The organism is Roseateles sp. GW821-FHT09G09 (assembly GCF_059415965.1).
Window position 1 is genome coordinate 778315 of record NZ_JBWKOG010000002.1, and the last position, 15314, is coordinate 793628.

Sequence of the window (15314 nt, forward strand, 5' to 3'; positions counted from 1 at the left end):
GCCACTCTCCTGCAAGGTCAAACATCCGTCGGCGGCAACAGACGCCAGCGGTACTCGGTGATTGCTCGGCCCGAGGCCGCGCGCGAACCGCGGCCGTCGAGGATGAAGCTGGCGCCGGGCGCGGCCACGGCGTCGAGGCCGGCGTCGGCCTCCGGCGGCGGCGCGCTCATGGGTGGATCCATCGGCGGCGCACCGGACAGGCGCGGGTCGAGCACGGCGGCGCCGATCAGGTAGTCGCCCAGGCCCAGTCCGCTGCGTTCGACCTGCACCGGCCGCGGCAGGCGCGGCGGACCGAGGTAGGTGTCCACGCCGACCAGCGCGGCGATGCCCACCATCAGCGGCCACGTCGCGGACACGACGCGCATCGCCACATGCGCTGGCGCTTCCAGTTGCACGATGCGCCGGATCAGGGCCAGGTCTTGCGGGTCCACCGCCTGGTGCACCAGCACGGTTGCGCGGAAAGCGAGGCGTGCATCGAAATCGATCGCCGCATCGACGTCGCCCATCACATCGAAATCGCCTGCTGCATCGAAGCGGCCCACTGCATGGAAGCCGCCCGCCGCATCGACGTCGATCGCCGAATCGGCACGCTGCGCGCGTGTTGCTCCCTCTCCCGCTTGCGGGAGAGGGTGGGGGTGAGGGCCAGCGGCGGTGGCAGTGAACGGAACCGAATCAAAGTCCGCGTCCGCATTGAATAGCGCCCTCAACTCCACCCGCTCGCGATCGCCGATGACCAGCGTGTCGCCGACGACCGAGTTGCCGCTGACCTGCAGCCCGGGCAGCAACGGATCGTGCTCATCGCTCAGGTCCACGCCGAGCAGCGTGGCCAGGATGCGCCGCAGCCGGAAGTTCTCGATGACGAGCACCTCGCCGCCGCGCACCGCGCCGTCGGTGGCGATGTCCAGCGCCAGCCGCAGGCCCATGCGCGTGCCATGCCAGCGCGCGAGGTCGGGCGCCGCGCGCAGCCAGTCGCGCCGGCGCGCGGCTGGCAGCACGGGATCGAAGGCGATGCCGATCCAGCTGCCCAGCCAGTCGAGCTGCGCATCGGCGACGACGTTCGGATCGGTCAGCAGGTGCGCCGCGGCGACCTGGTCCTCAAGGCGCGTGAGCACCCCTTCGAAGTTGGCCAGCAGGCGCGCGTTGAAGTCGGCCGGCGTGGCCCGCGGGCGGTAGACGGCGATGGCGTCGGGCTCCCGCCGGAGCCGCCAGGCGCGCTGGGCGTCGCTCAGCAGCCAGGCGTCGCCGGCGTGCTCGACCTCGACCGCCGCGCGATCGCCGAGCGCCACCTGCTCCAGCCGCAGCCGCGCGCGCAGCGCGTCGTCGGGCGCGCCGCCGGCGTCGAGGGCCGCGGTGAAGCTCAGGTCGATCTGGCCGACGCGCTCGCCCGGCGCCTGCGCGGCCGCGCCGAACAGCGACTCGCGGTACAGCCGCGGCAGGTAGCGGTCGGCATAGGAGAAGCGGCTGCCCCACACGCGCAGCGCGGCGATCTCCGGCGTGGCGCGGGTGTCGCCGTGCAGCACCAGCCGCAGCCAGAGGTAGCGGCCGGACAGCGTGCGCACGCGTTGCCGTGCGTTCTGGACCAGCGCCGAGAACAGGCCACGCACGCCGGCTTCGCGCGATCCACCGAGCAGGCCGGGGTGATGCGGCAGCTCGCTGGCGGTGGGTTCCCAGACCGCGAGCGGCAGCTGCGGCTCGCGCATCGCGTCGTCGAGCTCGGCGATGTCCTCGCCGAAGCCGTGCGGATGCCAGGCGAGCCGGTCGTCGTCGGCCGGCGGGACGGGGTCGTCGGTGGCGGCCAGCCAGGCGACGAAGCCGGTGTGGGCGGGCAGGGCGGCCTCGGCGAAGAGTCGGTGCCAGACGGTGCCCCCGTCGCCGCTGTCGATCATCCGGGCCACGAGGCCGGAGGGGCTGTCGGCGTAATGGCGCGCCTCGCCGCGCCGCGCGAGCTGCCGCAGCGACAGCGCATGCAGCGGCTCCGCGCTCGCGACGCCGGCCGGGTAGTGCGGCGGCTGCGCCGCGCCGTTGGCGAACGGGCCCTCGATCGCGTCGGCGGCCAGCGGATACACGTCGCCGAGCGGCATGAGCTCGCGCAGGGGCGTGGACGCTCCACCGCCCGCTCCGCCGCCAGAACCACCCGATCCACCCGAGCCGCCTGATCCACTCGATCCACCGGTGCCGCCCGCGCCGGATGCACCCAGGTCGAAGGCTGGCGCATCGCGACGGCCCGGCACGCGCACGGCGACGCGGTCCGGCGCGAGCCACGCCACTGCATAGGCATAGGTCGCGCCGAGCAGCGTCTGCGGCGGCGCGAAGCGGCGCTCCTCGGCCCGCCAACGGCGCACGCGCGCGGTGCCGACGCCGCCGGTCCAGCTCAGCAGTGCGAACGCGCCGTCCGGCCCGCCGGCGATGGCGACCGGTGTCTCGGCGGGATCGAGCGGTGTCTGTCCGATCAGCGCGAGCCGCGGCGCGCAGCCGTTCTCAGGATCGGGGCGGAACACCCGCGGGTCGTAGTCGTCGGGCTGGGGCGTCTCCGTGCGCCTCGGCCGGCCGGTGAGCCGCGCGATGCGACCCGTCGCGCGCTCCAGCGCCCACACGCCGCCGTCGGCCGCGGGCGCCAGTCGCCAGGGCACGAAGCCGGCGAGCGACACGTCCACGTCGTTCCATCGACCGCGCAGGTCGTGCAGGCGCACCGCCGGCGTGGCGGCGTTCGGCAAGGCGAGATAGAGCACGCCGTCCGGCGCGGCGCAGAGGTCGGTGGGCGTTTCATCCAGCACGAGCAGCGTGGCCTCGTCGGGCAGCACGCTCTTCACGAGCACGCGGGTGGTCGCCGCGTCCCAGCGGGCGACGCATTCGAGCGAATCGATCGCGCGCGGCACGCGCTCGAGCGCCGACTGCGCCGCGGCGAAGGCGTCGGCGGGCGACAGGACCGGCACCAGCGTGCGTTCGGACGCCAGTTGCAGACGGCGGCAGCCGCCGTCCCACACCGCATGCGCGACGGCGGGGAAGTGCGCGGCGTCGCCGAGCAACCAGAAGCGCAGGCCGTTCGCGTCCATCAGCACAGCTCCGGCACGACCGGCACCGCGACGGCGTCGGCATCGGCGAAGGGGTTGGGCAGGGCGCGCAGGTCGGTCGGCGCGGCGTCGCCGTCGATGGCGACCACCGACAGCAGCTCGGGCAACTGCCACGGCTGCAGCGCGAGGATCTGCGCGCCGTCCGCGGCGATGGCGGGCAGCGGCTGCCAGTCCATGCCAGCCTGGCGGAACACGCGCAGGCCGCGCAGCTCGTCGACGCCCGGCACGCGGGAGACCTCGACCTCCAGCTCGCGGCTGCGCACCGCGCGGCCGAGCGGCCAGCCCTGGCCGTTCAGTCCGCCCGGCGCCAGCGGCCACAGCAGGCGGCGCAGCGCCTCGCGCACGTCGAGCAGCACCTGGTCGCGCGCGAAGCCGTCGCGGATCGCGACGGCGACGGACACGCCGATCGCCACGTAGTCGCAGCCGATCACGTAGAGCTCCGTGGCCAGCGGCGTGCGCACCGAGAGGTGGGCATGCAGGCGCTCGATGAAGGGCCGATCGGGCCGCGGGTTGGGCGCGGGCGCCAGCGGCGCGGCGGGCAGCGCGAGCACGCTGACGACGCCGGGCACATGGAAGCGCCGGTCGCGCGGCTTGAAGCGCGGCAGCACCTCGACGCGGCCGACGTCGATCGCGGGCGCCTCCAGCGCGAGGCGGCGGTAGTCCTCTTCGGTCACGGCGCGGTCGCGGTGCCGCAGGCGCGCGGGGATGCGACGTTCGGCGACGGCCAGCGTCTCCGCGTCCTCGCCGCCGCTCAGCGCGAGCGGCTGCAGCACCTTGATCGGCGGCGCGGGCTGGCCGTCGATGCGGCGCGCGTTCAGCTCGGCCAGCGATTCCGGCGGCAGGTTGCCCGCGCGGCCGCCGCCGAAGCGGCCCAGCGCGAGCCGCACCCGCATGCCGGACTCCGGCACCTTGCCGCGCATCCCGTCGCCCAGGCGCAGCGTGCCGGCCTCGGCGTCGAGCTCGTAGGCCGTCGCGTCGCGCGCGACGTCGGGGTCGGCGCTGAGCGCGCCCAGGTCGTCCACGCGCGTCCACGGCTGGTAGCCACGGCCGGGCGCCTCGACCTCGATCTGCAGGGTGCTGGCATCGACGGACCCCATCGGCAACGGGAACTGCTGATCGGCCGCGCCGTTCGACACGCCCAGCACGCGGCCGGTCACCGTGGCGCGCTGGTCGATCTCGATCGCGTTCACGCCGATCCACGTGAGCGGCAGATGCTGGACCGAGGCCGCCTGGGCGGACGCGCCCGTGGCCGCCGAAGACACGGCGGACGCAGCGGACGATGAGCCGCCCGATGAAGCCGACAACGCCGACGACGTCGCGGAGGTCGCGCCGGCGAGACCCGGCTGGGGCCGGAGGCGCAGCCAGGCCACGAGCCGGTCGGCACGCTCCGGATCGTCCAGCCGCGGCGGCGCGTCGCCGACGCCGGCCTGCGGATTCAGGCCGACGTCGTTCTTCGGCGCCCAGATCTGGCGCTCGTCGGGCATCTGCAGGCGCAGCGTGCCGGCGCGCGACAGGCCGTTGCTGGTGTCGGTGCCGGGCTGCACCGGGAGCGTCAGGTAGTCGGTGTCGAAGTCGGTGCGGCCGCGGGTGGTGATCTCCCACAGCACCGGGACCGGCGTCGGCGCGGTGACGTCCTCGAACAGCGCCGGGGCCTTCAGCGCCGGCACCACGCCCATGGACAGCAGCGGCGGCAGCGCCGCGTCACCGCCGCCGAGCGCGGACTTCACCGCCTCGTTGACGGCCTCCTGCTGGTCGGCCTGCGGCGCCTTGGGCGCGAGCAGCGCGATCCACAGCGCGCGATCGGCGCTCTGCGCGAAGACGTCGATGCCGTCGGGCACCGCGCGGCCCTGCGCGAACACCGGTGTCGTCTCGTAGGCCTTCAGCGCGCCGCTGAGCCGATGGATGCGGGCCAAGCCCTGCAGCACGTCGCTGCGGCGCGCGGTCTCGGTGCTGCTCAGGCGGCGCTTGATGTAGGCCTCGCCGGTGATGGGCAGCACGGTCGTTTCCGACAGCGTCTCGAACGGCATCGGCGCCTTCAGCGTGCCGCCCGGCGCCAGCGTGTGGGCGCCACGTTCGGTGTCCTTCGCGAAGGACAGGCTCACGAGGCCGCGCGCCGGCGATGCGGGCCGCAGGCCCAGGCCCAGCAGCTTGAGGAAGACCAGGCGCTGGCGCTCCGGGATCAGGTTGGCGCGGTACAGCAGCGCGTCGCCCAGCCAGGCGAACAGCTCGATCAGCGTGCGGCCGGGATCGCCCAGGCGCGGATTCGTCCACTCCGGCGTGTGCGCCGGAATGCGCGCGAGCAGTTCCTCCACCAGGTCGTCGAAGCGGCGGTCGTCGAGCGAGGGGGGCAGGATGGCCATGGCGTCAGCCCTCCAGGTCCACGGTGACGTTCATCGCGCCGGGCTCGCCGGTGCGTGCCAGGCGGTAGGCGATCTCGACGCGCACCTGCCCGGGCGCGCCCGGCACCTCCCAGACCTCGACCGCATCGAGCAGGATGCGGCGCTCCCAGCGCGCGAGCGAGTCCCGCACCAGGTCGCGCATCTCGCGCCGTGTCGCGATCGTGTTGGGCTGGTGCAGCAGGCGGTCCAGGCCGCCGCCGAACTCGGGCCGCATCAGCTGTTCGCCGGGGCCGGTGCTCAGGATCAGGCGCAGCCCGTCGCGCACGCTGCGCGCCAGGTCGGGCCAGGCGAGGCCGCCGTCGTCGCCCGGGAGCGGCAGCAGCGGCCAGCCGATGAGTGCGGAGGTCATCGCGTCACTCCTGCGGCGGGATCTTGGGGAAGGGCAGGCAGATCTTCATCGCGAAGAGCCAGCCGAAGAACAGGTTGAACAGCGAGAGGAAGATGTTCAACACCAGGAAGGCGCAGATCGTGATGATCGGGATGTTGAAGCCGCAGATCCACGTCAGCGCGGGGCTCGCGGGCGGCGGCTTCTTGCCGTCGAGGAGGTCCTTGGCGGAGCCCATCAGCAGGCTCTGCAGCGACGGCGGCACGACGAAGGCCACGTTGGGCTTGAGCGCGGCGAGCAGCTGCTTGTCGGCGGGGTCGGGCAGGGCGATCTGCACCGGCGGCGCGCCGGCGCCCTCGTACCAGGCGGCGATCACGAAGGACTCGCTGGGCGCGCTCCAGACGACGCGCGCCGGACAGGGGCCATCCGCCTTCAGGCGCACGAAGGCGCGCAGCTGGTAGCGCGCGTCGGGCTCGTCGAAGCGGCCGGTCTTGGCCTTCATCGCGGCGAAGCGCGCGCGCATCGCGGCGTGCAGCGCGCCCAGCAGCTGCTGCGTCTGGCCGGCGCTCATCGCGGGCCAGACCTCGGGCATCTCCACCGTGCCGGGCACGCTGCCCTGCGCCAGGATCAGCGTGTGCGCCTTCGTCAGAAAATCGTCGGCGCGCACGGTGCGACGCGGCCATTCGCCGTTGCGGCGCACGAGCGTGAGTTCCAGCGGATGCAGCGCCTGCAGGATGGGACCGCCGCTCGGACCGAACGCGTCGAACTCGCCCGCCAACTGGCGCAGCATCAGCACGAAACGGACGAGGGCGGTGCTGGCGCCGGGTTGTTCGCTCTCTTCGAGCCAGCTGCGGTTCACCGACTCGCCGGCCTTGGGCAGCGGCATCTCCTCGCCGCGCAGCGCCTGCACCAGATGCTGCCGGAAGGCCGATGACGACGGGCCGAAGTCGAATCCCTCCGCCGCGACCAGGCTCGCGTCCGTCTCGCTGATCTCGCCGCTGACGGTCGGCACGAGGCCGTAGTACAGCGTCTGGCCGGCATCGGCGCAGACGTCGGGTGGGGCGAGGTACAAGGGGATGGCCTGCTCCTCCAGCGCCGTGTCGGGCCGCTCGCGCGAGAAGGCGACGAGCTGGCGATCGATGTCAGCCACGCCGGTGAGATCACGCTGCGCGCGTTGCGCGGGCACGGGGTCGGCGTCCGGGCCGCCGACGCGCGACATCGGCACCCAGCCGCGGAGGCGGCCGTTGGACTTCATCCAGCCTTCCGGCTGTCCGCCGGCGCCGAGGCGCCGCAGGACCAGGCCCGCGGCGTCGATCCTCGCCGGATCGACGCGCGGTTCGCCGGGCATGTCGCACCAGGCCTCGACCAGCGCGAGGTGGAACTGGCGCTGGATCGGCTGGAAGAGCTTGAGCGTGCCGTTCTTGTCGGTGGCCCGCGCGCGCAGGTCGCGCAGCCGCGTGAGTCCGTCCGCTCCGTTCGTGCTGTTCGTGCTGTTCGTGCCGCTCGCGCCGTTCATGCCGCCTGCGCCGCTCGCGCCGCGCAGATCGTCCAGCGTGGCGGGGATGAAGTCGTCGTCGCTGCGCTGGATCAGCCAGGGCTGCGCGCTGCGGGCGAGACCGCGCGGCGCGCCGACGATGACGGGATGGTGGGGATGGTGGGGATGGGTCATGGTGTCCGCTCCCTCACCAGACGTTGCCGGCGCCCGGCGTGTAGCTGCTGCTGATGACGGCGTTGGTCTGCAGCACCGCGCACTTCACGATGCCGGAGAAGTCCGACATCGCCGCGTCCACCTTCACCATGCCGGCGGTGACGTTGACCTGGCTGGCCTGCACCGTCACCTTGGCGGCGGCCTGCACCGTGATGCCGGAGGTCTCGAGCTTGATGCTGTTGCCGTTGCTGTCCTCCAGGGTCACCGTGCCGGGGCCGTCCTTGAGCGTGAGGCTGCAGCCGCCGGGCGTCTCCAGCGTCAGGGTCTCCTGGCCGCTCTGGTCGTCCAGCGTGACGACGATGCCGTTCTTCGACTTGATGCGCTTGTAGCGGTTGAGGCCGCCGCCCTGGATGTCCGCGGGCGCCGCGGCACTGCCGTTCCACAGGCCGCCCAGCACCAGCGGGTGGCGCGGGTCGCCCTGCGCGAAGACCACCAACACCTCGTCGTCCACGTCGGGCATGAAGAAGGTGCCGCGGTCGTCGCCGGCGAAGGGCGCGACCACGCGCGCCCACATCGCGGCGTCCTGGCCGGGCGTGTCGTCGAAGGCGAGCAGCCGCACCTGCACGCGGTTGAGCCGCTCGGGATCGTCGATCGAGCAGACCTTGGCCAGTTGGGCGCCCGCGGCCCAGGGCAGCGGGACGCCGAAGGGCAGGGGGGAGGGCAGGTCGCGTTGCATGAGATCGTCTCGTGTGAGCCTCGTTCGGCCTCAGGTGCCGAGGTAGGCGCATTCCGCGCTGAACTCGGTGCGGTAGCCCTGCTTCATGTCGAAGAGGTGGCAGGCGCGGACCACGTAGTAGGTGTTGTCGAACTGCGGCGAGACGCCGGCCAGCGTCACGCAGGACCCGACGCGCAGTTGCGCGTTGCCCTCGGCCACGCCCTCGGCGCGGACGAAGCGGCGGGCACGCTGGTCGAGCGCCGCTTCGGCGACGGCGCGTGCCTCGTCGGTGCTGTAGACCGCCGGCGCGGCGAGGTGCTCATGGCGATCGCCGAAGACTTCGCCCGCCCAGGCGACGCCGGTGCGGCCCTGGCCGGGACCGGCGTTGGCGACGGCGCTCGCCTCGCCCTTGACCGCGGAGCCGTCCTTCGCGTTCCAGCCCGCCACGCTCACGGCGGTCGGCTGGTCGGCGAGGTCGGCGGTGATGCGCACGCGGGCGAGCTGGCCGTAGAGCGTCAGATCGATCGTGCCGCGCTGCACGTCCTTGCGCGGCGAAACCTGCAGCGCCGTGCCGACGACCTGCAGGTCGGCGTCGAAGCGCGCGAGCAGCCGGCGCAGGAAGCCCAGGTCCGTCTCGTCGAGCTGCGCCCAGGTGCCTTGCGGCGCGGTGAGGCCGGCGACGGACGGCGTCAGGGCGAGTGCGGCCGCGACGGCGTTCACCACGTCCGCCGGCGTCATGTCGGTGTAGACCTTGCTGCGACGCGCGCGGCGCGCGGCGCTCAGGCCGTCCTCGGCGAGCACGACCAGCTCCGGTGGCGCGCCGTAGTGGCAGACCATCTCCAGCGCGCTGACCTGGCCCTTGAAGATCTCGCGCGGCGTCGCTTCGTCGCCGGCATAGACGCCGAGCTCGGCGCCGAGCTTCAGCGAGGAACCGCCGTTGAACGCGAGTTCGGCGCGGCCGTCGTCGGTCGCCACCCAGTTGGTGAGGTGCAGCTCCAGCGCGCTCATGCCGCCTTCGCGCTCCTCCATCTTCATCGACGTCATCAGCGTCGACAGGCGCTCGTCCGCCTGCCCGGCGATGCGCAAGGTGGGGCGCGCGCTGAAGATGGCGGAACGGCTGACGCTGGTTTCGGTCATGGCGATGGGGGTGGTCAGAGATCGCAGAGACGTGCGGCGCGCTCGGCCCGCAGCCGCAGCGCCTGTTCGATCTGCTCGCCGACGTCGGGCGCCGCATCGGCGGCGGGCGCAGGCGCGCCGGTGCCGCGTTCCTGCGGCTCGCGCTGGATGTCGGCGGTGACTTCCTCGAAGGTGATGGGCATGAGGGATCAACTCCCGAAACGGATGCGGCCGTGCAGGTCCGCGTTGGCGCCGACGTTGGCGCTGAGGCTGCCGCCGGCCTGCGCCACGGCGCGACCGCCGGGACTGAAGCTCGCGGAGCCGGCCATCCGCGGCGCGGGCAGCAGGGCGGCGCGAGCGTCGAGGACGTCGACAGGGAGGCTGGGGGGCGAGAGACGCAGGTCGGCGAAGGCCGGACCTGCCGTCGCCGTGAGTGCGGCGTCGACGTTGAAGCCGGTGCTCGCGGACACGCCGCCTCCGAGGGAGACGCCGGCGCCCGCAGAGACTCCAGCGCCGATGCCGCCGCTGATGCCGATGCCCGCCCCGGCGCTTGCGCCGACCGAGAAGTCCGCCGCCGCCGACAGCGAAATGCTGCCGCCCACCGACAGCCCGGCGGCAGCGCCGAAGCGCAGGCTGGCCGCGCCGTTGGCGCCGGCGATGGCGCGGGCCGCGCGCGGATCGCCGAGCGCATTGGCGACATCGGCCGCACCGGCGCCGGGCGCCGCGCTGACGGGCTCGGGCTGCGCGTTGCGATCGACCGCCGGCGCGGGGCTCTTGCTGCTCTGGAACTCGACCTCCTGGCTCCCCAGGGTCAGGTTGATGCTGGATCGCAGCGGCACGCCCTCGGGCGAGAAGAAGTCCAGCGTCTCCTTGAACTGCTCGACCACGCCCTTGAAGGCGTAGGTGCCCCAGCCGAATTCGACCTTGGGCGCGAACTTCTTCGAGCCGTCCTTGGCCGGCTCCAGCAGCCCGGCGATGTTGGCGGTGACGTCGCGCACCGAGGCACCGGTCTCGGTCGTGTCGAAGATCAGCGTCATCGTCAGCTTGGCGGTGCTCTTCTTGACGAACTGGCGCGCGCCGTTGTTGCCGTTGCGGTCGTCGAACTCGTTGCTGATCGTGTAGTCGAGCGACGCCGGGTTGAACTGCACGTCGAACGCGGGCCCGCCGGCGCCGTTCCCTTCCAGCACCTTGAACGTGGCCGCGGCCACCGTCGGAGCGTCGGGCAGCCAGGGCATCACGCGCCTCCCGCGTCGAGCAGGCGCAGGCCTTCGTGCGCCAGGTGCAGTTCCTCGATGCCGATGTCGGTGCCCTTGGCGTTGAGGTCGGCGGCCTTGAACTTCACCGGCAGGCAGCGGTCCAGTCCCCAGGTCAGCACGGTCTGGCCCTGCGTGTCCTGGACGGCGATCTCGGCGGCCAGGCGGTAGGCGTAGCCGCCACCGCCCACGGTCTGGAACCAGCGGAACAGGTCGCGGCTGCGCGTGAAGCCGCGCTTGAGCACGACCGTGGCGAAGCTCACCGTGCCGGCGCGCTGCGTGGCGCCGTAGTTGGCGCCGCCGGCCTTGATCAGCTTGGGCTCCATCGTGGCTTCCAGGCCGGTGCAGTCGGAGAACGCGCCGCCGCAGACCTCGACGGGACCGCTGCCGGTGCCGACCCGCTTGAAGGTGACCTCGAAGCGAAAGACGTGCAGGCCGATGAAGAGCTTGTCGGCGCTCATGCGGCCTCCCGTTGGGAAACGTTGCTGGTGACGACGGCATTGACCGATCCGGCCGCCTGGCCGAGCTGGAGCACGACGGTGATGCGTTCGATCGACATCGCCGGGCGCACGCGCACGTAGGCGACGAGCCGGCCGGCGTCGAGGTCGTTCTGCGTCATCGTGGAGCGGTCGCAGAGGACCTCGAAGGCCTCGGACATGGCGGCGCCGCTGAAGGCGCCCTCGCGCCAGAAGCCGGCGAGCAGGTCTTCCAGCGTGCCGCGCAGGTGCGCCCAGAGCTTGGGGCCGTTGGGCTCGAACACGGCGCCGTCGCCGGCGCGGCGGGCGGCGCGCAGGATCGTGCCGATCAGCCGGCTCGCGCCGCCGAAGCGCCAGGGGTCCATCGCCGAGGTCGTGACGTCGGACTGCAAGGCCCAACCGTCGGCGCCCGGCGCGAAGACGCACACGCGCTGCGCGAGCCGGCCGGCCGGGCTGTCGTCGCCCAGGCCCCAGGCGGGCATCGGTTCCGCGCCGCCGAGGTCGCGCAGCAGCGGCAGCGACAGCTCGCCGGCCACGGAGCGGAAGGTGCCTTGTGCGATCGCGCCCTGCGCGATGAGGCCCGCGAGCACGCCGTCCGCCGGTTCCAGGCCTTGCGGCAGGTCGGCGCCCGCGGCGCGCGTGCGCAGCCACGGCCAGGCGAGCTGCGACAGCGCCTCGGCGGGGCGGCCTTGCGGCGTGTCCTCGTCGATGGCGCTGCGCAGGATCTGCGTCTGTTCCAGCCACGTGCGCGGATCCGCCTGCGCGTGCAGGCCCTTGGCGGCGAGGCTGCCTGCGAGCGGCAGCGGCAGCGCGACCAGCAGCATCGCAGCGCGTTGGCGGCGGTCGAGGAAGTCGCGCGCGTCGCGCAGGGCCTGGCGCCAGCGCGCATACCCGGCGTCGTCGAGCCGTGGCGCCGGGATGCGCAGCAGCGACGCGTCGCGTGGTTCCGGTGCTTCCACGTCGCAGGGCGCGAAGCCTTCCGGCTGTGGCGCCGCGGGGCGCTCCGGATCGGGCGGCGGCGGCACCGTGGCGAAGGCGTCGGGCAGGTCGGGCAGCAGCAGGAGGCTGTCGTCCTGCAGGCCGTAGAGGTGCTGCACGCCTTGCCAGGTGGCGGGGTCGTGAGGGGCGAAGGGGTCGGCCGACGGCGCCATCGCCGGCAACAGCAGCGCCAGGCGTGCGGCCCGCTGCGCGGTGCGTCGTGCGGCGTCCTCGAGGTAGGGCCAGGGATCGCCGACGCGGATCACGATCGCGCGCTTGCCGCCGCGTGCGAAGAAGCTGCGCACCGCGGCGCCGAGGTAGGTGGCGCAGCGGCGCGGCGTCGCTTCGGCCAGGGTGATGGGGTCGAGAGGGTCAGGCGTTGCGGGGACGTCGACCGGCCGCTCGTCCCAGGCGTAGAAGCGGTCGAACAAGTGCCAGCTGTCGATCACGAGCGGCAGATTGAGCAGGGCTTCGACCTGCGTGGCCGGTCGTGCCCACGGCCCTGTCACCCAGCCGCCCGCATCCAGCTGCATGCGCAGCGCGTCGGGCAGCGGCCGTCCCGCGCGGCGGCCGACAAAGCCCACGAAGCAGGCGACGTCGGCGCGCTGCGCATCAGGCGGCGCAGCCGGGGCGGCAGGTTCGAAGACGAGGCTCATGGACGATGTTCGATCAAGCGGTTGGCGCTGGAGTCCTGCAGAGGCCGCTGGCCCTCACCCCCGCCCTCTCCCGCAAGCGGGAGAGGGAGTGAGAATGCACCGAGCCAGTCGGAGCAGAAGCACTGGGGTGGCCCCCTCACCCGCAAGCGGGAGAGGGAGTGAGAATGCACTGAGCCAGTCGGAGCAGGAGCACTGGGGTGGCCCCCTCTCCCGCTTGCGGGAGAGGGAGTGAGAATGCACCGAGCCAGTCGGAGCAGGAGCACTGGGGTGGCCCCCTCTCCCGCTTGCGGGAGAGGGCTGGGGTGAGGGCCAGTGGCGGTGGCAGTACGGCGGATCACACCGTCAGCTCCAGCGCCTCGGCCGAGAGGACGACCTCCTCGATCGCCACGTCCCCGCCGCCCTTGCCCGCCAGCGTCGGTCCCGTGTACTTCATCGGGATCACGCCGCGCAGCACCCAGGACTGCACGGGCTTCTGCGCCTCGTCGAGCAGCGTGACGGTGACGCTCTTCTGCGCGGCGGGGCCCTTGACGCGCGCCTCGCCGATCCAGTCGAACAAGGCCTTGGAGTTCAGGATGCCGCGCTTGAGCGTGACGTCCGAGACCTTGTGCACGCCGGCGACCTTGCGGACGTGGTTCTCCTTGTCGTTGCCGAAGCGGTACTCGGCCACGGTGAGCTCGGTGCCCAGCCCGGAGACGTCCGAGAAGCCGCCGAAGACCTCGCCGCCGTCGAAGTTGACGAGGAAGTTGAAGGCGCCGTAGGGCGTGGTGCGGTTGGCCATGGTGGGGTGCTCCTAAGCGACAGGGCCGTTGATGCAATGCGTGCGGGTCGTGCGGGTCGTGCGGTTCCAGCGCGGCGTACGCGTCACGCCGCGTCGGCCGTCTTCTGGCCGATGCGGAAGATGACGAACTCGGCCGGCTTGATGAGCGCCACGCCGATCAGGCAGACCAGACGGCCGTTGTCGAGGTCGTTCTGGGTCATCGTGCTGCGGTCGCAGCGCACAAAGTAGGCCTGCTCCACCGTGCTGCCCAGCAGCGCGCCGTTGCGCCATTCGTTGTAGAGGAAGTCGGAAATGGTCTGGCGCACGTTGGCCCAGAGCCGCTCGCCGTTGGGCTCGAAGACGGCCCACTGCGTGCCGCGGTCGATGCTGGCCTCGACGTAGTTGAAGTAGCGCCGGTCGGAGACGTACTTCCACTCCGGATCGCTGGAGACCAGCCGCGCGCCCCAGACGCGGTAGCCGCGTCCGCTGAGGTAGCGCAGGCAGTTCACGCCCAGCGGGTTGAGCAGTTCCTGCTGCGCGAAGTTGACGTCCGACTCGAAACGCAGCGCGCCGGTGACGACCTCGTTGGCCGGCGCCTTGTACACGCCGCGCTGGATGTCGTTGCGCGCGTAGATGCCGGTGACGAAACCCGACGGCGGCAGCGCGATCTCCTTGGGGATGTCGTCGCGTCCGGGCCGCGAGAGCGGATTGGCGACGACCACCCAGGGGTAGTAGAGCGCCGCGTACTTCGAGTCGACGCGGCCGCGCGCGACGCGCATGTCGCCGGGCGTCTGCGCGGGCGCGCTGTCGAGCACGGCGATGCGGTAGGCGCGCCGGCGCTCGGCATGCGCGATCAGCGCGTTCTGCACGGCCTGCGCCTCGGCGTAGGCGCTGCTGCCGGGCGCGGCGACGATGGAGACGTCCTCGATGCCGGACAGGATCGCGAGCGCCGCGGCATAGCTGCCGGACGTGGTCTCCGCGCCGAGGACCGGCGCGACGCCGTCGCTGCCCGCCTCGCTGCCGACGCCGCTGCCCAGGGCAAGCACGCGACGACCATCGGCATCGCCCGGCACCAGCGGCAAGGCGCGGATCGCGGCCATCAGCTCGAAGCCGTCGACCGCGTCGCCGATGTCGGCCCAGACCGTGTTGACGAGCGCATCCGCGCGGCTGGCCGGCGTCCGCGCCAGCACCGCGCCTAGCCAGCGCGGATGCGTGCGCGCCACGCCGATGTCTTCCCAGGTCTGCGCGCCGCCGTCGGCGTCGATCACGTCCAGCGCCAGCGTCACCAGGTTGGCCGTGGCGCCCGCGCCGCCGGGCACGTCGTCCGGGCCGAGGCCTGTCAGCGACAGCGCGGCGGCCGCGGCATCCGCCCAGGTCGCGCCGCTGCCGGTGTAGAGCGTCTCGGTGCCGCCGACGGTGACGGCCAGCACGCTGCCCGCCGGCGCCGTGCCCACCGTGCGCAGCGTCGCGGGACGCCGCGACTCGCGGAACAGCACCCGGCCGTTGTAAGCCGCGCCGGGGAAACGCGCGCGGATGAAGGCGCCCTCGGCCGGCGTGCCGCCGGGGTCGCGCAGCCGCCCCGCGGCCGTGCCGGCGGTGTTGGCGGTGCGCACGACGTAGAGCCGCGAGCCGCCGTTGTCGAAATACGCCCGCACCGCATGCGCCACGAAGTTCAGGCGCCGCCGCGCGTCGGTGACGTCGCTCAGCCCGAGGTTCTCGAGGCTGCCGTAGACGTGCTCGAAGTCGGTGAGGCTGGTCACCATCTCCGGCACGCCGTCGACGGGGCCGCGTCGCGTCGGGCCGACGAAGGCGGTGGTGCTGGTGCCCACGCCCTCGATGGACTTGGCGCGGAAGCTGGTCTCTTCGACGTAGACGCCGGGTGCCAGGTATTCGGGCATGGCCTATCTCCTTTGCCTGAAG

The 15314-nt window shown here is 73.0% G+C and carries 12 protein-coding genes; all 12 read right to left on the minus strand.

Annotated elements, in window-relative coordinates; all coding sequences use genetic code 11:
• Nucleotides 1-17: 17 nt before the first annotated feature.
• Nucleotides 18-3053, minus strand: coding sequence for a phage tail protein (locus AC07O8_RS08240; protein WP_495047535.1), 3036 nt, complete (start codon nt 3051-3053; stop codon nt 18-20).
• Nucleotides 3053-5431: a baseplate J/gp47 family protein gene (locus AC07O8_RS08245; protein WP_495047536.1), complete on the minus strand. Its 2379-nt coding sequence runs from the start codon at nt 5429-5431 to the stop codon at nt 3053-3055. The genes AC07O8_RS08240 and AC07O8_RS08245 overlap by 1 nt, the downstream gene beginning before the upstream one ends.
• A gap of 4 nt (nt 5432-5435) precedes the next feature.
• The gene (locus AC07O8_RS08250) at nt 5436-5819 is read right to left on the minus strand and encodes a GPW/gp25 family protein (RefSeq protein WP_495047537.1); all 384 of its coding nucleotides are present in this window, start codon (nt 5817-5819) and stop codon (nt 5436-5438) included.
• Between the two features lie 4 nt (nt 5820-5823).
• The gene (locus AC07O8_RS08255) at nt 5824-7464 is read right to left on the minus strand and encodes a hypothetical protein (protein WP_495047538.1); all 1641 of its coding nucleotides are present in this window, start codon (nt 7462-7464) and stop codon (nt 5824-5826) included.
• 13 nt (nt 7465-7477) lie between these two features.
• Entirely contained in the window at nt 7478-8179 is a 702-nt protein-coding gene (locus AC07O8_RS08260) for a phage baseplate assembly protein V (protein WP_495047539.1), read from the minus strand.
• Nucleotides 8180-8209: 30 nt separating this feature from the next.
• Complete coding sequence (locus AC07O8_RS08265; protein WP_495047540.1) at nt 8210-9295, minus strand: phage late control D family protein; 1086 nt, start codon at nt 9293-9295, stop codon at nt 8210-8212.
• Nucleotides 9296-9309: 14 nt separating this feature from the next.
• Nucleotides 9310-9477 carry a hypothetical protein gene (locus AC07O8_RS08270; RefSeq protein ID WP_495047541.1) on the minus strand — a complete coding sequence of 56 codons (168 nt, stop codon included), beginning with the start codon at nt 9475-9477 and terminating at the stop codon, nt 9310-9312.
• A gap of 6 nt (nt 9478-9483) precedes the next feature.
• On the minus strand, nt 9484-10509 hold the full coding sequence (locus tag AC07O8_RS08275; protein ID WP_495047542.1) for a CIS tube protein: 1026 nt from the start codon (nt 10507-10509) through the stop codon (nt 9484-9486).
• A complete protein-coding gene (locus tag AC07O8_RS08280) occupies nt 10509-10988 on the minus strand; it encodes a phage tail protein (protein ID WP_495047543.1) in 480 nt (159 codons plus the stop codon). The genes AC07O8_RS08275 and AC07O8_RS08280 overlap by 1 nt, the downstream gene beginning before the upstream one ends.
• Nucleotides 10985-12637 carry a phage tail protein gene (locus tag AC07O8_RS08285; RefSeq protein WP_495047544.1) on the minus strand — a complete coding sequence of 551 codons (1653 nt, stop codon included), beginning with the start codon at nt 12635-12637 and terminating at the stop codon, nt 10985-10987. Before AC07O8_RS08285 ends, AC07O8_RS08280 begins: the two co-directional genes overlap by 4 nt.
• Nucleotides 12638-12971: 334 nt before the next feature.
• Nucleotides 12972-13415 carry a phage tail protein gene (locus AC07O8_RS08290; RefSeq protein WP_431104616.1) on the minus strand — a complete coding sequence of 148 codons (444 nt, stop codon included), beginning with the start codon at nt 13413-13415 and terminating at the stop codon, nt 12972-12974.
• An 83-nt stretch (nt 13416-13498) separates the two neighbouring features.
• Nucleotides 13499-15292: a phage tail sheath family protein gene (locus tag AC07O8_RS08295; protein ID WP_495047545.1), complete on the minus strand. Its 1794-nt coding sequence runs from the start codon at nt 15290-15292 to the stop codon at nt 13499-13501.
• Nucleotides 15293-15314 lie beyond the last annotated feature (22 nt).